The 17,478-nt window shown below is 69.9% G+C and carries 14 protein-coding genes; 5 read left to right on the top strand and 9 right to left on the bottom strand.

The window, feature by feature from the left end; translation table 11 throughout:
- Window positions 1-22: 22 nt before the first annotated feature.
- A complete protein-coding gene (locus CGU35_RS03595; RefSeq protein WP_100810250.1) occupies window positions 23-811 on the top strand; it encodes an aquaporin in 789 nt (262 codons plus the stop codon).
- 71 nt (window positions 812-882) lie between these two features.
- Here CGU35_RS03595 and katG read toward each other — a convergent pair whose 3' ends face one another.
- The 3 genes from katG to CGU35_RS03580 form a co-directional block, all read right to left on the bottom strand.
- Window positions 883-3,222: a catalase/peroxidase HPI gene (katG, locus tag CGU35_RS03590; protein WP_100810249.1), complete on the bottom strand. Its 2,340-nt coding sequence runs from the start codon at window positions 3,220-3,222 to the stop codon at window positions 883-885.
- A 31-nt stretch (window positions 3,223-3,253) separates the two neighbouring features.
- Complete coding sequence (locus CGU35_RS03585) at window positions 3,254-3,721, bottom strand: Fur family transcriptional regulator (RefSeq protein WP_100810248.1); 468 nt, start codon at window positions 3,719-3,721, stop codon at window positions 3,254-3,256.
- 100 nt (window positions 3,722-3,821) lie between these two features.
- Window positions 3,822-4,817 carry a stage II sporulation protein M gene (locus CGU35_RS03580; RefSeq protein ID WP_100810247.1) on the bottom strand — a complete coding sequence of 332 codons (996 nt, stop codon included), beginning with the start codon at window positions 4,815-4,817 and terminating at the stop codon, window positions 3,822-3,824.
- A gap of 17 nt (window positions 4,818-4,834) precedes the next feature.
- On the opposite strand from CGU35_RS03580, the gene CGU35_RS03575 reads away from it, so the two are divergent.
- Window positions 4,835-5,692: an RDD family protein gene (locus CGU35_RS03575; RefSeq protein ID WP_100810246.1), complete on the top strand. Its 858-nt coding sequence runs from the start codon at window positions 4,835-4,837 to the stop codon at window positions 5,690-5,692.
- 183 nt (window positions 5,693-5,875) lie between these two features.
- On the opposite strand, the gene CGU35_RS03570 is transcribed toward CGU35_RS03575, so the two are convergent.
- Both CGU35_RS03570 and CGU35_RS03565 read right to left on the bottom strand, forming a co-directional pair.
- Entirely contained in the window at window positions 5,876-7,159 is a 1,284-nt protein-coding gene (locus CGU35_RS03570; RefSeq protein ID WP_157813883.1) for an HNH endonuclease signature motif containing protein, read from the bottom strand.
- Between the two features lie 189 nt (window positions 7,160-7,348).
- Window positions 7,349-7,555, bottom strand: a complete 207-nt coding sequence (locus tag CGU35_RS03565) for a DUF3499 family protein (RefSeq protein WP_100810361.1) — start codon at window positions 7,553-7,555, stop codon at window positions 7,349-7,351.
- Between the two features lie 142 nt (window positions 7,556-7,697).
- Here CGU35_RS03565 and CGU35_RS03560 point away from each other — a divergent pair, with 142 nt between their 5' ends.
- The gene (locus tag CGU35_RS03560; RefSeq protein WP_232711130.1) at window positions 7,698-8,144 is read left to right on the top strand and encodes a metallopeptidase family protein; all 447 of its coding nucleotides are present in this window, start codon (window positions 7,698-7,700) and stop codon (window positions 8,142-8,144) included.
- 72 nt (window positions 8,145-8,216) lie between these two features.
- Here the strand turns inward: CGU35_RS03560 and CGU35_RS03555 are convergent, their stop codons facing one another.
- The 4 genes from CGU35_RS03555 to manA form a co-directional block, all read right to left on the bottom strand.
- Window positions 8,217-9,620: a DUF5719 family protein gene (locus tag CGU35_RS03555; RefSeq protein WP_100810244.1), complete on the bottom strand. Its 1,404-nt coding sequence runs from the start codon at window positions 9,618-9,620 to the stop codon at window positions 8,217-8,219.
- On the bottom strand, window positions 9,617-12,787 hold the full coding sequence (locus tag CGU35_RS03550; protein WP_198519509.1) for a glycosyltransferase family 2 protein: 3,171 nt from the start codon (window positions 12,785-12,787) through the stop codon (window positions 9,617-9,619). Before CGU35_RS03550 ends, CGU35_RS03555 begins: the two co-directional genes overlap by 4 nt.
- A gap of 57 nt (window positions 12,788-12,844) precedes the next feature.
- Window positions 12,845-13,165: a WhiB family transcriptional regulator gene (locus CGU35_RS03545; protein WP_081766244.1), complete on the bottom strand. Its 321-nt coding sequence runs from the start codon at window positions 13,163-13,165 to the stop codon at window positions 12,845-12,847.
- A 164-nt stretch (window positions 13,166-13,329) separates the two neighbouring features.
- Entirely contained in the window at window positions 13,330-14,520 is a 1,191-nt protein-coding gene (gene manA / locus CGU35_RS03540) for a mannose-6-phosphate isomerase, class I (protein WP_100810243.1), read from the bottom strand.
- 183 nt (window positions 14,521-14,703) lie between these two features.
- On the opposite strand from manA, the gene CGU35_RS03535 reads away from it, so the two are divergent.
- Together CGU35_RS03535 and CGU35_RS03530 are read left to right on the top strand one after the other, a co-directional pair.
- Window positions 14,704-16,107 carry an O-antigen ligase family protein gene (locus CGU35_RS03535; RefSeq protein ID WP_100810242.1) on the top strand — a complete coding sequence of 468 codons (1,404 nt, stop codon included), beginning with the start codon at window positions 14,704-14,706 and terminating at the stop codon, window positions 16,105-16,107.
- Window positions 16,104-17,447, top strand: a complete 1,344-nt coding sequence (locus tag CGU35_RS03530) for an O-antigen ligase family protein (protein WP_232711129.1) — start codon at window positions 16,104-16,106, stop codon at window positions 17,445-17,447. Before CGU35_RS03535 ends, CGU35_RS03530 begins: the two co-directional genes overlap by 4 nt.
- The last annotated feature ends 31 nt before the right edge of the window (window positions 17,448-17,478 follow it).

Here is a 17,478-nt window from a genome sequence, read left to right as displayed (position 1 = left end):
CACCAGAAGAGAGGAGTCCGCCATGACGGAACCCGTGAAAACCCCCTCCACAGCCACGAAACTCGCCGCCGAGGCACTCGGCACCTTCCTCCTGGTCTTCGGCTCCATAAGCACCGCACTGTTCGCCGCGAATTTCGGCGTCAGCTCGAACGGCACGCCGCTCGGCGTCGGGTTCGTCGGGGTCTCCCTGGCGTTCGGTCTGACCCTGATGGCGGGTATCTACGCCTGGGGACCGATCTCGGGCGGACATTTCAACCCCGCCGTCACGCTCGGCCTCGCGGCATCCGGGCGCTTCGAATGGAAGAACGCTCCCGCCTACATCGTCGCCCAACTCGTCGGTGGCGCGGTCGGAACGACCCTGATCGTGCTGATCGGGCTCTTCGGACCCGACGGATGGCTGCAGGGCGCCCAGGACGGTGGATTCGCCAGCAACGGGTATGCCGAACACTCCCCCGGCGGCTTCGGCATCGGCGCGGCCATCATCGCCGAGGTTCTCTTCACGGCGATCTTCGTGATGGTCATCCTCGGCGTCACGCACGCGTCCCGGGGCACGGGACCGGCGCTCGCGGGCCTGTCCATCGGTCTCACGCTGACTTTCATCCACCTCGCGTCGATCCCGATCGACAACACGTCGGTCAACCCGGCGCGCTCGATCGCGACGGCGATCTACGGCGGCGCAGACGCGCTCGCACAGCTCTGGGTCTTCATCGTGTTCCCGCTCATCGGCGGTCTGATCGCGGGATTCGTCCACCGCGCCCTGTTCGAGCCGAAGCCGGCGTTCCCGGCTCAGGCCGAAGCGCGCACCCGGTAGAAACGACCGCAGGCACCGCAAGAGCGGCCCGCCCCCTCGGGGACGGGCCGCTCTTCTGCGTCAGTCGCGGGTCAGGCCAGGTCGAAGCGATCGAGCTCGGTGACCTTGCCCCACGCGGCGACGAAATCGCGGACGAACTTCTCGTGTGCGTCGTCCGAGGCGTACACCTCGGCCAGGGCGCGCAGCTCGGAGTTCGAACCGAACAGCAGGTCGACGCGCGTGCCGCGGCCGAACAGCTCGTCCGTCCCATCGACACGACCCTCGAAGGCGTGCGAGCCCGGGTCGAGCGGCTTCCATGTCGTGCCGAGGTCGAGCAGGTTGGCGAAGAAATCGTTCGTCAGCACGCCGGGACGGTCGGTGAACACGCCGTACGCCGAGTCGTCCCAGTTCGCACCCAGCACCCGGAGCCCGCCGACCAGCACGGTCATCTCGGGAGCCGTGAGGGTGAGCAGGTTCGCGCGGTCGATCAGGTGGTACTCGGCCGGCATCGGCGCGAGCGGACCCTGATAGTTGCGGAAGCCGTCGGCGGTGGGCTCGAGGTAGGCGAACGAATCGGCGTCCGTCTGCTCCTGCGTCGCGTCGGTGCGTCCCGGGTGGAACGGCACCCGTGCACTGACGCCGGCATCCTCGGCCGCCTTCTCGACGCCCGCGTTGCCCGCGAGCACGATCAGGTCGGCGAGCGAGACCTTCTTGCCGTCGGTGCGGCCTTCGTTGAAGGATGCCTGCACGCCCTCGAGCACACCCAGCACGCGGGCCAGCTGCTCGGGCTTGTTGACGGCCCAGTCCTTCTGCGGCGCGAGGCGGACGCGCGCACCGTTGGCGCCACCCCGCTTGTCGCTGCCGCGGAACGTCGATGCCGAGGCCCAGGTCGTCGCGACGAGCTCGGCGACCGTCAGGCCGGTCGCCAAGATCTGCGCCTTCAGCGCCGCGGCGTCTGCCTCGTCGATCAGCTCGTGGTCGACGGCGGGTACCGGGTCCTGCCAGATGAGCTCCTCGGCCGGGACCTCGGGGCCGAGGTAGCGGGCGATGGGTCCCATGTCGCGGTGGGTCAACTTGAACCAGGCACGCGCGAACGCGTCGGCGAAGGCATCCGGGTCCTCGAGGAACCGGCGCGAGATCTTCTCGTAGTCCGGGTCCACGCGCAGGGCGAGGTCGCTCGTCAGCATGCGCGGCTCGCGGCGCTTCGACGGGTCATGGGCGAGCGGCACCATGTCGGCGCCGCCGCCGTTGATGGGACGCCACTGGTGTCCGCCGCCCGGGCTCTTCATGAGCTCCCACTCGTAGGCGAACAGGATGTGGAAGAACTCGTTGTCCCAGCGCGTCGGGTGATACGTCCAGGTGACCTCGAGACCCGACGTGATGGTGTCGTCGCCCTTGCCCGTGCCGAAGTTGTTCTTCCAGCCCAGGCCCTGCTGCTCCAGACCGGCGGCCTCGGGGTTCGCCTCGACGTTGGTGTCGGGGGCCGCGCCGTGGGTCTTGCCGAAGGTGTGGCCGCCCGCGATGAGCGCGACGGTCTCTTCGTCGTTCATCGCCATACGGCCGAACGTCTCGCGGATGTCACGGGCCGAGGCGAGCGGGTCGGGGTTGCCGTTGGGGCCCTCGGGGTTGACGTAGATGAGGCCCATCTGCACGGCAGCGAGCGGCTTCTCGAGCTCGCGGTCACCCTCGTAGCGCTCGTCGGCGAGCCAGGTCGTCTCGGGACCCCAGTACACGTCGTCGTCCGGCTCCCAGACATCCGGGCGCCCGCCGGCGTAGCCGAACGTCTTGAAACCCATGGTCTCGAGCGAGACGTTGCCCGCGAGGATCATCAGGTCGCCCCACGAGAGGCTCTGGCCGTACTTCTTCTTGACGGGCCACAGGATGCGGCGCGCCTTGTCGAGGCTGACGTTGTCGGGCCAGCTGTTCAGGGGCGCGAAGCGCTGCTGCCCGGTGCCACCACCGCCGCGGCCGTCCGTCACCCGATACGTGCCCGCCGAGTGCCACGCCATGCGGATCATCAGGGGTCCGTAGTTACCGAAGTCGGCGGGCCACCAGGGCTGGCTCGTGGTGAGGGTCTCGGCGATGTCGGCCTTGACCGCGGCGAGGTCGAGCGAGGCGAACGCCGCCCGGTAGTCGAAGTCAGCACCGAGCGGGTCGCGCGCGGGCTGGTTCTTCGCGAGGATCTTCAGGTTCAGCTGGTTCGGCCACCACACGCGGTTGGCAGAACCCGTCGTCGGGTGCGGCTGTGCCCGGTCGGGTCGAGCCTGCGACTGACCGTGGATGACGGGGCAGCTGGCATCGTCCGGGTTCGGGCTCGGACGCGTCTCACCGTCCTCGCGCTCGTCTACGGGCGTGTCGATGTCGGTGACGGACTGATCCGTACCGGTGGGATCGTTGCCGATACCGGTGGTGGTGTCGTCGATGTCGCTCATGGTCTTCCTTCCTCGGGATTCGTTGTGGGGTTCAGGGGGTCGCGGATGCCGCGGCGATCGCAGCGGCCGTGCAGTCGGGACACGTGCCCCAGTACGTCACCTCGGCCGCGTGGACCGCGAAGCCGTGTGTTTCGGAGGGAGTGAGGCAGGGTGCTTCGCCGACGGCGCAATCCACATCGGCGACCGCCCCGCATCCCGTGCAGATGACGTGGTGGTGGTTGTCGGCGACGCGGAGCTCGAACAGTCCGGGCCGACCTGCGGGCTCGATCCGGCGCACCAGGCCCGCGTCCGCGAAGTCGCCGAGCGCGTTGTAGACCGACTGCAGGCTGGTCTGGGGAACCGACGCCGCCACGAGGCGGAACACCGTCTCGGCGCTCGCGTGAGGGCTGACGCGGAGGGCCTCGACGACCGCGCGACGGGGCTCCGTCACCCGCAGCCCGGCCCGTCGGATGAGATCGGCCGCATCCAACCCGGGGGAATGGACAGTCGCGGAACTCATTCCCTTAGCCTAGACCCCAGTTTTGATCACCTCAAAACAAGCAGCCGTGAATAACAGGCGACGCAACGACGAACGGGGGGATCCGATGAGTGGGTGCGACTCAGCCCGAGACGAGCGTCGGCGTGCCCGCCTCGGACTCCGTCAGATCTCCGGTCTCGCCCGCACGCGACGCCCGACCGCCCACGAAGAGCATGTAGAACAGGAATCCGGCGAGAGCTGCCGCTCCGATGCCGATCTTGACGGGCCACGGCCACGGCTGCGCCGTCACGAAGCCCTCGATGATGCCCGACACGAGCAGCGCCAGCAGCATGCCGATCGCGATGGTGGCAAGTGACCGGCCCGCGACCGCGAGCGCCTCCAGACGCGTCCTCGGCCCGGGTGCGACCCATGCCCAGAAGATGTGGAGGCCGGCGGCTCCCGCCACGAAGATGCACGTCAGTTCGAGCAGACCGTGGGGAAGGATGAACAGCACGAAGACGTCGCCGCGGTCGAACGCGAACATGACGGCGGCGGCCGTACCGACGCCGACGGCGTTCTGGATCAAGACCATGACGGGCCAGAAGCCGGTGATCCCGAACAGGACGCATTGCGCCGCGATCCAGGCGTTGTTCGTCCACACGGCTCCCGCGAAGACGGCCGCCGGGTTCTCGGAGTAGTAGCTCGTGAACTCCTCGTCGGCGTAGTACTGCAGATCCGCGCGGTCCCCCAGTACCGCGACCAGCGCGGGATCGCTCACCACCCAGGCGGCGACGATCACGACGACCGCGACAAAGACCGCGGCGATCACGAGTGTCGTCCAGCGCACCCGGTAGAGCGCTGCGGGCAGTTGCAGCGCGAAGAAGCGTGGCAGGGCGCGCAGCGGATTCGCGCTGGCGCGGGTCAACCGAAGCCGGGCCGCGGCGAGCAGCGTCGAAAGGACATCGCCCTGGGGCGCCCGCCCCGCCGTGGACTTGATCTCGGCGAGGTCCGCCGAGGCGGACTGATAGCGCGCGACTAGTTCGTCGGCCTCGGCACCCGTGAGCCTTCGACGCGACGACAGCTCGGCGAGCCGTTGCCATTCGGCTGCCCGTGCGGTCGCCAGCGCGTCGAGGTCCACGCGCCTAAACTACCCGCATGACCTCGCGCTCCTCTCCCGAGGCCACCCATCTGGCCATTCATCTGGGCGAGGACGAGGTCCTCACCGGCGAGGCCGTCGCCCTCGACGTGCAACCCACCGGCGTGCTGCTTCGGGCGGTCGGCGCGGTGATCGACATCCTGTTGTCGCTGGTGTTGATGCTCGCGGCCCTGCTGATCATCACGGGCCCGCTCGGACCGCTCCTGCCCGCGGGCGCCCAGCAGATGACGCTGATCGTCGCGCTCGTTCTCGTGTTGGTCGTATTGCCCACCGTCGTCGAGACGACGACGCGCGGAAGGAGTCTCGGTCGACTGGCGGTCGGAACGCGCATCGTGCGATCGGATGGCGGGGCATCCGGATTCCGTCAGGCCCTGATCCGGGCTCTCGTCGGCGTGCTCGAGATCTACTTCACGGTCGGTGTGATCGCCGTTCTCGCAGGAGCGTTCACCCCACGCTCGCAGCGCCTGGGCGATCTGCTCGCCGGGACATATTCGCAACACACTCGTGTCGCGCCGCTCCCACCGCCGCTCCCGCCGGTTCCGCCCGGGCTGGAACAGTGGGCCACCGTCGTCGATGTGGCACGACTGCCGGATCGCGTCTCGCGCCGCCTCGCCCAGTTCCTCGCACAGGCGCCGCGACTCGCGCCCGCCGCGCGCGACCGCATCGCCGCCGAACTCCGTGACGAGGTGTCCGCATTCGTCTTCCCGATGCCCCTCGCCGACCCTCTCACGGCCCTCTTCGGTATAGCTGCCGCCCGTCGCGACCGCGAGCTACGCGCACTCGCCGCGCAAGAGAACCGGATGCGAGAGCTCGCACCGATCCTCGAGCGCGTCCCCTTCGGCTTTCCCCGCCGCTGACTCGTGTCGCGGCGGCGCTGGTCACGTCGACAGCCTCAGTGACCGGGCACGTACAACGGGTCACCCCGACAAGCTCAGCGACCAGGCACGCACAACGGGTCACCCCGACAAGCTCAGCGACCAGGCACGCACAACGGGTCACGTCGACGAGATCAGCGACCGACCATGCGTCGAGTCCATGCCTTAGAAGGGTGGTGGGTCGGTGTTGGGTGTGAAGTGGACGGCGGGTGGCGGTCTGTCGATGTAGACGTGCCCACCCGGCGACGTCCATTCGAGGACCCCGCCGCCGAGTTGGCGGACGGTCCAGCCCGTTTCGCCTTTCAGGGTGTGGTGTCTCTTCCAGAGGCACGCGAGGTTGCAGGTGCGGGTGTCACCGCCGAGGGCGTAGTCGTGGGTGTGGTCGCGGTCGCACCGGTGTGCGGGTTGCCGGCAGCCGGGGAACCGGCAGTGCTGATCCCGCGCGCGCAGAAACCGTTTCATATCCGCCGAGGGCGTGTACCGGTCCACGGCAAGAACACACCCGGTGATCGGGTCCGCGAGAACCCGGTCCCACCCGGTCGCGTGCCCGGCAAGAGCGCGGGCGGTCACGGGGTCGATCGGGTAGCGCCCCGCCAGTTCCGCGGGCTCATCCGTCACCCCGGCCAACGCCAGGGCAGGAACCGTGACGTTCACGATCGCCTGGATCGCCCCCAACCCGCCGAATCCGTCTGACATTCCCGCCCCCGACCCGGCGTCCGGGGTGGTGGTGAGGAGCATGTCCGCGACCAGGTCCGCACGGATCTGATCGACGGTGCGCGCATCACTCGGGTCGGTGTTCTTGATCGCCCGCGCTTGCTGGGTGATCCGGTCGTGCATCGCATGCGCCAACACCGCGGGTTGGATGGTGCTGAATTCCGCCATGCCGTCGCCGAGGTCCCGCACACACGCACCCCGCGATGCCCGCGCCTCCCGGTGACCCTCCGTCAATGACCGGGGCTGCAACGACTCCGCGAGTCGAGCCAATGCCGTTCCCAGTCGTCCCGGCGTGGTCCCCTCCGCGCGAGCCAACGCATCCGCCTCGAACTCCGACCGCGCCTCCGCATCCGTGAGCGGCAGTCCGTGCTCCACGATCACCGCGACATGCCCTGCACTGACCCGTCCCGCGTCCCAGGCCTCGAACGTCGCCGGGAACGCCTCAGCCAGGGTCGCGGCGTCGTTCATCCGGCGTTGCACGGTCCGGTCCGACATGTTCGCCGCAGCACCCAACTCCGCCGCCAACGCCCGCACCGGCAACTCCGCCTCACGCGACGACGTCGACACCAACTCGGCAACCCGCCGCATCCCGAGGTCCGCCGCATCCGCCAACACCCGCGCCTGCGCCGCCTGCGCCCGCGCCACCGCCCGCGACGCCTCCGCGAACCGCACCGCGAGATCACGCGCGGCGACATCGACATCGTCACCGGATGCGTCGCGAACATTCGAATGCATGTTCGAAACTCTACGGATAGCCACCGACATCCGAGTCCCGAAATGGCCCTGAATCACGCTGAGAAAGCCCCGAAAAGATGAGAGTTCTCACATCCACCGATGCCTATCCGGGCGAGCCTGAGCACCGGCCCGCCTCGATCACCCGAAACCGGCGATCCAGCCCGTGATGAACTGGAACAACCGCAGGTGTCAGGCGCGGAGCGTCTCGTGACGGACGACGACCCATCCCTTGGGCACGGACATGCGCTCGGTGTGAATCGCGCACAGGTCGTGGGCGTGCGGGTCTGCGGCGACGCCGAGCGGGCCGAGGGCGGCCATCTGGTCGCCGTAGTCGTAGGTCAGCGTCGAGATGGCCTCGCGGGCGCAGCCCACTTTCGAGCAGAGTCTTGCGTGCATCGGGGTCAGCGTAGCCGCACCTCCCGACACCGCAACCGCGGCGCGCGGTGCCCGGCGATACGTGACCGGCGATGCGCCGCCGGCACTCACGTTCCCGACGACCGCTCGAACGGGGCCGCGGGCATCGGCCTAAGATCGAGGCATGATCGCTCGGCGAGGCAAGTCCACGCGCGGCGTCGATCCCACACCGCGCCCGGACCGACACGGTCGGCACGGCCGACAGGGGCGCAGCGCCGTCGTCCGACCACCGATCGGCCCCCTCGATACGCGATTCGAGCGCTTCGACATCGCCGTGGGCGCGGCATCCGATTTCCTCCGCTCGGCGTGGCCCGAACTGCGCGATGTCGAGTTCCAGATCGGCCACATGCCGACGGAGCCGCACGAAGACGGAATCCCCCGGTGGCATATCGATCGCGAGGCGAACCGGATCGTCCTCTTCCGCGTGCCGATCGAGCGACTCGCGCGGACGCATCGGGATGACGAACTCCACCGGCGCATGATGATCGAGGGCACCGTCTTTCGCGCAGCCGCCGAGTATCTCGACCGCGACCCCTGGGACCTCGGGCCCGAACGCTTCCGCTACTTCTGAACGCGTCGGGAGTCGGCGCCCCGCACCTCGGCACGGCGCCTCAGGCGACGACGCCCTAGCGAACGCGATGCCTCACGGAACGACGACGACAGCTGCCGACGCTTGCGCCGACGCGGAAACGGGGTATCCGGCGAGCGCAGCCGGACCCGCGTAACCGATCGACGCGAAGACGGTGTCGGATGCCTCGACACGCCACACCCCGGACGCGACCGTAAACGACTGCGACACACCCGCCTCGAGCGAGACCTCGATCGGTGCGCCCCCGTCCAGCGGGGTGAGGGTGACCCGCGCGGGCTCATCGTCGGCAGCAACGCGGAACGTGGGAGACGCCCCGGCCGGAGCGGGTGCGACCGCGACGAACGAAGGCTCATCCAGGGCCGGCGAGGCCGCGATCCAGGCGTTGTCGCGGACGCCGTCGGCCGCGGTCGAGCTCCATCCGGCGGCGACGATCGGGGACGACGCGGTCACCTCGATCGTGTACGTGCCGGCCGAGAGCCCCGGCAGATCGATCTCGAGCGGGACTCCCGCGCTCAGCGGGACGTCGACGGGCTGACCGACCGGCTGGGTGGCGCCCATGGCGAAGACGCTGATCTTTGCCGAGACCGCTTGACTCGGAGCCAGCAACCGTACCGAGGCCGTGGCGACGTTGCTCGCAGCCCCCTCGCCCGGGTTCGGTGTGACGAGGCCCACGATCCTCTGATGCTCGGTCGGCGCGGACGTGGGTCCGGTGACGTCGAGCCCGACAGGCTGAAGCGTCTGCGTCCGGCTCGTCTGCAGGTGCGCGACGACGGCCGCGCCCTCGGCCTGCACCCGGATCACGGGCGCGAGTTCGCCGAGAACGAGACCGGCGAGGGGCAGAACCACCTGCGAGCCCGCGGCGACGACGACGTCACGGCCACCCGGCGGCGCAAGTGCTCCCGTCGATGCGTAGACGGTCAGCTGGACGGTTGCGGCAACGTCGCCGGGGTTCGACAGGACCACGAGGTCCGACGAGCCCGTCGTCGTCGCGCCGCCGACGAGCCACGACTCGAACTGCGGCGACGTGCACGCGGTGGCGGCGAATCCCGAGAGGTCGTCGTCCGCGACCGTAGACGATTGAGCGGCCGCGAGGGCGGCGGGTACGTCGCCCGTCGGCTCGAGCCGGAGGACCCGCGGACCCTCGCCGATGCGCGCTGACAGAGAATCCTCGCGCGGGCTCCCCTCCGGAGCCCCGGACACGACGGATGCCTCGCCCGCGACCGAGACGTCGCCGGCCGCCCCGAACGTACGGCCGGTGGCCAGCAAGGGTCCCGGGCAGACAGCCACCGACTCGGAGGGCGTCGGAGTATCGACGATGCGCAGCGCTTCTCGCGTGAGTCCCGGCACGGGGAATCCGACCGCAGCGATCACCACGACGACGATCACGACCGCGAGAAACGCCCCGATGAGCACCCGTGTGCTCGTCGTCAGCGCCCGAAGCCAGCCCGTCGCCCTCATGCGCGATCCTCTCCGTCCGACGCGCGCGTCGCGCGGTCGTCCTGCGTTCGATCGGTCATGCTCTCCTCGCCAGCGCCAGCGCCAGCACCATCGCCCTCTGGCTCGGGCTCGGGCTCGGGCTCGGGCTGCTGCGCGTCGGGTTCTGTCGAACCGGACGCCGTCGTCTCGGATTCCGGTGACTCCGGCTCGGCGTGCCCGGCCTCGGTCGGCTCCGCGACAGCGTTCTCGGTCCGCTCGGTCCGCGCGGTCCGCTCGGCACGAACGCGCGCCGGGCGCGGCCGGGACGTACCCGCGCCGGCCGCCCGGGTCGGCATCCCCACCAGGCGTGAACGAGACCTCGCGGCACGGCGCGAGGCGGCGGTCGGGAACGCCAACAACAGCGCGATCAGGACGATACCCGCCTGACCAGCGACGATGACGCGCTGTATCGCGACGTCCGCGCGGCTGAGCGGCGCGCGCGGTGCGAGTTCGATGTCGTCGGCGACCCGCCAGAGCTTGCCGCGTGCGGTGTCACCGACGGCGTCCAGACCGGCGCGCGCGTCCAGCGAGGCGATCGCCTGGAGCGAGAGAGCGTCGGATGCCTCTGTGCCCGCGCCGTCTCCGAGCAGGACGAAGCCGATGCCCTGCGCGGCGAGATCGGCGGCGACGTCGACGACACTCGGCGAGACGAGCTCGGCCGAGAGCGCCGCGAGCTGCTCCGCGGAAGCGGTCGGCACCGTCGCGGTGCTCAGCTGCGTCGTCTGGCCGCCGAGCGTTTCGCTCGCACCCCACACGACGCGAGCCGAAACGGCCCCATCGGCCAGCGGTGTGAGCACGAGCGTGCCGAGATCGGGATCGTCGCGCCCGACCGCGGCGACGAAGGCGGGGAGCGTGGAGGACCGGCCGTTCTGCAGCTCTGCTCGATCTTGGATCGTCGCCGAGAGCGCGGGAAACGACAGGATGACGACGCCCGCCACGGCGACGAAGACCGCCCACGGACGCAGCGCCCCGATCGGACGCGCGAGGGGCGTATCGGCAGCGACGACCGCCGCCCCCACGACGCCGAGCCAGGCGAGGCTGAGACCGTTCCCCGGCCACAGGGCGACGGGTTCACCCGCCGCGAACTGCACGACGAATCCGGCTGCGAAGAACGCCGACGCGAGCCCCACCACCGCGACGGCGACGAGCGTCCCGCCGACCGGCCAGCGTGGGGTGCTGAGCGACAACAGCGCCAGAGCCGCGAGCGGAGCGAGGGGCAGCACGAGCCACCATGAGGCCCCGGAGTCGATGCCCGAACCGACGAGCCACGTCGTCCACCCGGCGAGGTCCGGTGTCGGGAATCCGGCGGCCAGGAGCGCCCGACCCGCGACGTCCGCCGTGGCCTGCGGCGCGGCCCACACCAGTCCCGGATCCGCGAATAGTCCCCAGACGTCCCCGCCGCGGATGCCGCGGAACCAGATCAGCGGCGCGAACATCGCGAGCGCCGGTACCGGCAGCCACGCGACACGCGCAACACCGCGGCCCGCGGTGACCAGTGCGGCGAACCAGAGCACGGCGAGCGCAGGGGCAAGTGAGGGGGCACAGGCCACCGCGGCCGCGAGGAGCAACGACGCCACTCCCGCCGAACCCCACGATCGTCGCGCCACCGCACCGGCGTAGAACAGCCAGGGAAGCAGCAGGTGGAGCAGAACGGCTCCGGGACGCCCCTGCACGAGCGCCGTCAGGAAGGTGGGCGCGAGGGCCCACAGGATCGCGGCCGCGATGCGCAAGCCCGAGCGCTCGGTCAGGCGCGTTGCGGCATACCAGCCACCGAGCGTCGCGAGCGGGAGGGCGAGAACCCAGAGGACGATGAGGGCCGTCGACGGATTCCAGGGGGTCAGGCTGCCCAGGATCGCCATGATCACGGCGAAGGGGTCCGCCGGACCCACGACATCCAGTCCGAGTTCCCGTCGACCGTATGCCGCATCGGCCCATAGGCCGTGCAGGGTGGACTGCAACGGCAGCAGACCACCACCCTCGACGCTGCTCCAGGCGAGCAGGGGGAAGAAGGCGATCGCTCCGACCACGAGCGCCGCGAGCACCGTCCAGGCGCCGCCACCGGTGAAGAACCTCAGATCGGTGCGCACATCGGCTTCCGTGGCCGTGTCGTCCGGGTCGTCGAATCGACGGACGAGCTCCGCCCGCGTCACGCGCAGCGGTGCGAGCTGCGCCCACGGGACCCGGATTCCCGTGCCGCGGGCCGCTGCCCGGATTCTGCCGCGCGCGCGGGCGACCCCGCCCACGCGGGCCCACGCCAGGGCGCTCGCGCGCCATTCGCCGGGGACGGAGCCGGGTGATTTGCGAACGAGGTGCAGGATCGTCCGCGCGACGGCGAGCGGAAGGATGCTCAACCAGATCAGCGGCACGAGCCCGGAGAGCGCGTAGACGAGCCGTCGGTGCAGCTGCGCCGTTCGCGCCATGAAATCCCGCTGACGGATGCGACGACCATCGCGCGGTGCGGGCACGCCCGCGACGCCGTCCCCCGCGACCGCCATGCGCGCGGCCGGGACGAGAGCGATCCGCCCGCCGATGAGGCGACTGCGGATACCCAGGTCGAGCCCCTCGTCGGCGCCCTGCAGGGCGGGGTCGATGCCGCCCAGCAGATCCCACACCGCGCGTCGCACGAGCAGCCCCCGGATGTCCGCGCCGAGTGCGTCCTCCGCCCCGTCGTGCTGCCCCTGGTCGAGTCGCCCGTCCACGAGGCCGACGGTGCGCCCGTATCGGGTCATCGACACTCCGAGCGAGACGATCGCGTCGGAGGCATCCCACGCGACCAGTTTCGGCGCCGCCGCGGCAACCGAAGGCTGCAGCTCGAGCGACCCCGCGAGGAGACGAAGCGCGTCCGCATCCGGCGCCGTGTCCTGCGCGAGAAGCCAGATGGCGTCGGCGTCGCCGAGCCGGACGCTCGCCATCCGGACCGCACCCGCGTAGCCGGTATTGCGGGGAGCCTCGATGACGGCTTCGACTCCGGCTGAGGAGGCGAGCTCGGTCAGCCGCGGGGCGACGCGGCCACAGACGACCAGGGTCAGGGCGTCCGGGCGCCGGGTGCCCTCGCCCAGCGCCCCTAGGGTGCGTTCGAGGTGCCCGATCGCCTGGTCGTCCGCGCCATCGACGCGCACGACCAGAAGAGCATGAACACGGGCTGGCATGACTCCGTCAGCCTAGGCGCGCGACGCGCCTTCGCCGGGGTGAACGCGCCGCGTGTGTCAGACCGCCCGACGCTTCAGCTTGCGGCGCTCGCGCTCGGAGAGCCCGCCCCAGATGCCGAAGCGCTCATCGTTGGCCAGTGCGTAATCCAAGCACTGGCCGCGTACCTCGCACGTCGTGCAGACACGCTTTGCGTCTCGCGTGGATCCGCCCTTCTCCGGAAAGAAGGCCTCCGGATCCGTCTGCGAGCACAACGCGTCCGTCTGCCACGACAAGGGATCTTCGTCCTCGACAGGCCGTCGAACTCCCGGAACCCCCAAATTAACCGGGTCGACGAACCAGTTGTCGGGAACGCCGGAACGATATTCCGTACCCGCCATTTCGTCTCCCACCTCTTAGTCCCCCCACACACGCAATCGCGTAGGACTAATTACACCGTTGTCATTCGCTCCAGGTCAAGCGCGGCATCGTAAACCCTCAATCCGGAGATGAACGTTCACGACGCGCCGGACCGGGCGTGTCGACGGTCGGAGGCGCGCCCGGCTCAGCCCGACACCGCTCGACCGGACCGCGCGAGGAAGACCTCGCCCGTTCCCGCGATCCGCACGGTCGCCTCATCCGGGGTGATCAGGCAGGCTTCCCCGGGCGCGAGCGTGAGCGATCCGGTCGATCCGATGATCGTCGGACGCCCGCGCGTCGCGAGGGCGATCGCGGCTCCGAGCGGCTCGACCGGCGTCTCCCCATCGGCCGCATCGTTCCGCCGCACCCGCACCAGCGAGAAGTCCGACACGGGGGGAGCGAAGACGTCGACACCCGGTGCCTCGGCTACCGGAGTCAAGAGCGCGACGGGTCCCGGACTCGCGTCGAGAACACTCAGCAACTCGGGAACATCCACGTGCTTGCGCGTCAGGCCGCCCCTCAGCACGTTGTCGCTCGCCGCCATGATCTCGACCCCGAGACCTCGCAGGTAGGCGTGGGGCACGCCCGCCGGCACGAACAGCGCCTCACCCTCCGCGAGCACGATGCGGTTCATGAGCAGGGCGACGACGACGCCGGGATCACCCGGATACGCCTCTTCGATGCGACGCAGGGCGGCGAAGTCGTCCCGGAACCGCGGGGCGTCCGCGGACGCCGTGGCCGCGATCAACGCGGCCGCTCCCCCGACTTCACCGGTCAGCAGCGCGCCGACGAAGGTGGTGATCGCCCGCCGGGCATCGTCTTCGGTCCCATCGAGCGCGTCGCGGAGGTGGCGCACATCCGGGTCCTCCACACCCAGGGCATCCAGAATCTCTGCAAGCTCGCCGACCGGACGAAAGCCCGCGAGCGCCTCGAAGTCCCGATCGATGGCGACGATCACCTCGGGCTTGTGATTGGCGTCGCGATAGTTGCGATGCGCGGCATCGCGCGGCACGCCCGCGGCCTCTTCGCTCTCGTAACCCGCTCGGGCCTGTTCGAGGGTCGGATGAGCCTGGATCGACAGGGGCGACTTTGCCGCGAGCAGCTTGAGCAGGTACGGCAGGGATGTCGTGATGCCCCGCGCCGCGCCCTCCTCGGAGATCCAGGCGTCGAGCGTGCGCCCCGACCCGTCGCCGACGAGGGCGGGCGCACCGGGATGATCCCCGAACCACACCTCGGCCTCGGGCGGGCCGGATGCCTCGCGGCCCTGCAAACGGGCGATCGCGTCACGCGAACCCCAGTCGTAGTTGCGCGGGACATTGGTGAGGGGCACGAGCATGCGACAAGCCTAGACGGGCGGGCCCGCGCCTCGACTGAGCACGCACGTGAGGAGTTCAGCTCGGCGCGAGGACCCCGGAGCCCGCCGCATCCTCCTCTCGCGCCGAAGTCCTCATGCCGCGCGCGGTGTGGCGCGCTCACCCACCGAGGGATGCAGCGCCGATACGGGTACCCTGAATCCACCATGGCCGTCCACACGCGACACCCCGTCGGCGCCCCTCCGGCGGCGCCCACCCGCGAATCGACGGGCCACCTGATGCTGCGCGGGTACACGATCTTCGTCCTCTTCATCGCGCTCGCGACGACGTTCTGGTTCAACCTGCTCGGCGCCGTCGGCCTCGTCGTCCTCGTCTGCGTCACGACGCTCGTCAGCGGCGCACTCTGGGCCGTGCTGCGTCCCGTCATCGCCTGGCGACAGCTCCCGTGGCTGCCTCTCGCGTATGTCGCGTGGGCCGGTGTATCCGTGATCTGGTCGACGTGGCGGGATGCGACCGTCCTGACATGGGTGCTGCTGGCCGCAACGACGGTCCAGGGACTCTTCATCGCGAGCGTACTGACCTGGCGCGAGCTCGTGCGCGCGATCGCGTCGGCCCTCAAGTGGGTCATGGCGCTGTCGATCCTGTTCGAGCTCTGGGTCTCGCTCGTCGTGCGGCATCCGGTCCTGCCGAACTTCCTGCTGTGGGACGGCGACATGGTCACCGAGCTGGACTGGTCACGCAACAACCTGTTCGACGGGGGCCGCATCCAGGGCATCGTCGGCAACGCACACCTGCTCGCGATCGCCGCGCTGCTCGCGATCATCGTCTTCGCCATCCGCATCGCCTCGGGCGCGCCGCGCAAGGCCCTGCTGTACGGATGGATCGCGCTGTCCGCGTTCCTGCTCTGGCGTTCGAGCTCGGGAACGGTCTGGTTGGCCGTGATCGCGGTGGCCATCGTGCTGGCGACCGCCCTGCTCATGCGGACGACCCGGCGACCCGGCGAGCGCACCAAGTTCTACATCGCCTACGCCGTGATAGGGGTCGGTGGGGCACTCGCCGCATGGTTCGGTCGCGATCAGGTGCTGGCGCTGCTCGGCAAGTCGAGCGACCTCACCGGGCGCGAGTACATCTGGGAGACCGTGTGGGCCCGAGCGATCGAGCATCCCGTCCTGGGCTGGGGGTTCTCGACCCCATGGCTGCCGTGGGTGCCCGAGTTCGACGGCTGGATCGTCGTCAACGATCTGACCGTGTTCCACGCACACGACATGTGGCTCGACGCCTTCTTCCAGGTCGGCGCCATCGGCCTCGGCCTGCTGATCCTGACGTACGTCGCCCTAATCTGGCGCGCCTGGTTCTTCGCGATCGACCGTCCCCGTTGGGACCTGACGGCCGACCGGCCGTACCAGGCGCTCACGCTGCTGCCCACGCTCGTCATGACGGTCCTGCTCGTTCAGGGCCTGGCCGAATCCCGCCCCCTGTCGGAGTGGGGCTGGCTGTTCGTCGTCATGCTCTCGCACAAGATCGGGCAGTCGCCGCTCGTCGGCGAGGGCCCGACCGAGCGCCGGCTCGCGATGGAGCGCGGCGAGCAGGTCGAGCGGATCATCCCGTGACGAATCCCGCGGGGTTGCCTCGGCATCCCCTGCTCGAGTGGGTCTGGGACGCACTCGACTCCGCCGCCTTCGCGCGCGCGTTCACGCTCGCCGTCTTCGGCTCCATCGCGCTGTCTTTCGCGATCCAGAGGACGGCGGGGGTCACGGCCTACGCCACGATCGTCGCGGGGCTGTGCGCCGTCGGCATCGCGATACTCGTCCGCCGTCGACACGAGCTCGTGCTGATGCGCCTCGTCCCCTCGACTCTCGTGCTGTTCCTCGTGTGGCTGCTGGCAACGGCCGTGTGGAGCACGGAGCCCCCCCGAACGCTCGTCGGCTGGCTCGTGCTCGCGGGACCGGCGTTTCTCGCGATCGTGGTCGCTCACGTTCGCGACACCCTGCAGACCATGCGTGCCCTCGGCGACACTCTCCGCGCCCTCCTCTCGCTGTCGCTCGCCCTCGAGATCCTCTCCGGCATCCTGCTCGACATACCGATCAGATTCCTCGGCATCCAGGGCAACATCGCCCTCGGCGGTCCGGTCCAGGGCATCTTCGGCACGCGCAACATGCTCGGCTTCGTCGCGGTGATCGCCCTCATCACGTTCGTCATCGAGTGGCGGACCCGGTCGATCCCGCGCGGCCTCGCGATCTTCTCACTCGTGCTCGGCGGGCTCCTCGCCATCCTGTCCGCGTCTCCGACGGTGTTCGTTCTCGCTCTCGCGGTCGCCCTCGCCACCGGCGCGCTGGCTCTCGTCCGCCACGCCCCCGCCGCGCAGCGAAGGACCCTCCAGATCGCCCTGCTGGCACTCCTCGTCTTCGGCGGCACGATCGCGTACTTCTTCCGGAATGCGATCGTCGCGCTCCTGAACGCCGGTTCCGACTTCGCGACTCGCGCCGAGCTCTGGGACACGATCCTGATCTACGTGCGCTTCCGCCCGATTCAGGGCTGGGGATGGTTCGGCCCGTGGCCGACGTCCGAGTTCCCGTTCGCGTCGATCAACATCATCACGAACGAGTCGCACGCGACCGCCCTGAACGCGTACTTCGACGTGCTTCTGCAGTCCGGATGGGTGGGTTTCCTGCTCTTCGCCGGAATGTGCGCGCTCGCGGTCGTCCGCTCATGGTTGGTGGCGAGCAAGCGTCGCTCCGTCCTCTACGCCTGGACACCGCTCATCCTGGTCACCCTGCTCGTCGATTCGATGTTCGAGAGCTTCACGCTCAGCGGATTCGGGTGGCTCCTGCTCGTCGTCTGCGTCGTGCGTGCGGGGCTCAGCCGGTCGTGGCGGGATGGCATCCGATCAGCCGCGCCGACAAACGTGCCCCCGGCGCTCCCCCAGCAACCGCTCGATCGCGCGGGGTAGGCTGCACTGTCGGCACGACGCCTGCGCGCCC

The sequence above is a fragment of the Microbacterium sp. BR1 genome (assembly GCF_002812725.1).
Lineage (GTDB): Bacteria > Actinomycetota > Actinomycetes > Actinomycetales > Microbacteriaceae > Microbacterium.
The sequence above is the reverse complement of the archived record's forward strand: the minus strand, read 5'-3'. Positions and strand labels throughout refer to the sequence as shown.

What these genes read in the sequence shown, in the direction of transcription:
- CGU35_RS03595 (WP_100810250.1), top strand. Translation starts at nt 23, where the DNA reads ATGACGGAACCCGTGAAAACCCCCTCCACAGCCACGAAACTCGCCGCC.
- katG (WP_100810249.1), bottom strand. Translation starts at nt 3,222, where the DNA reads ATGAGCGACATCGACGACACCACCACCGGTATCGGCAACGATCCCACC.
- CGU35_RS03585 (WP_100810248.1), bottom strand. Translation starts at nt 3,721, where the DNA reads ATGAGTTCCGCGACTGTCCATTCCCCCGGGTTGGATGCGGCCGATCTC.
- CGU35_RS03575 (WP_100810246.1), top strand. Translation starts at nt 4,835, where the DNA reads ATGACCTCGCGCTCCTCTCCCGAGGCCACCCATCTGGCCATTCATCTG.
- CGU35_RS03570 (WP_157813883.1), bottom strand. Translation starts at nt 7,159, where the DNA reads ATGCATTCGAATGTTCGCGACGCATCCGGTGACGATGTCGATGTCGCC.
- CGU35_RS03565 (WP_100810361.1), bottom strand. Translation starts at nt 7,555, where the DNA reads ATGCACGCAAGACTCTGCTCGAAAGTGGGCTGCGCCCGCGAGGCCATC.
- CGU35_RS03560 (WP_232711130.1), top strand. Translation starts at nt 7,698, where the DNA reads ATGATCGCTCGGCGAGGCAAGTCCACGCGCGGCGTCGATCCCACACCG.
- CGU35_RS03555 (WP_100810244.1), bottom strand. Translation starts at nt 9,620, where the DNA reads ATGAGGGCGACGGGCTGGCTTCGGGCGCTGACGACGAGCACACGGGTG.
- CGU35_RS03550 (WP_198519509.1), bottom strand. Translation starts at nt 12,787, where the DNA reads ATGCCAGCCCGTGTTCATGCTCTTCTGGTCGTGCGCGTCGATGGCGCG.
- CGU35_RS03545 (WP_081766244.1), bottom strand. Translation starts at nt 13,165, where the DNA reads ATGGCGGGTACGGAATATCGTTCCGGCGTTCCCGACAACTGGTTCGTC.
- manA (WP_100810243.1), bottom strand. Translation starts at nt 14,520, where the DNA reads ATGCTCGTGCCCCTCACCAATGTCCCGCGCAACTACGACTGGGGTTCG.
- CGU35_RS03535 (WP_100810242.1), top strand. Translation starts at nt 14,704, where the DNA reads ATGGCCGTCCACACGCGACACCCCGTCGGCGCCCCTCCGGCGGCGCCC.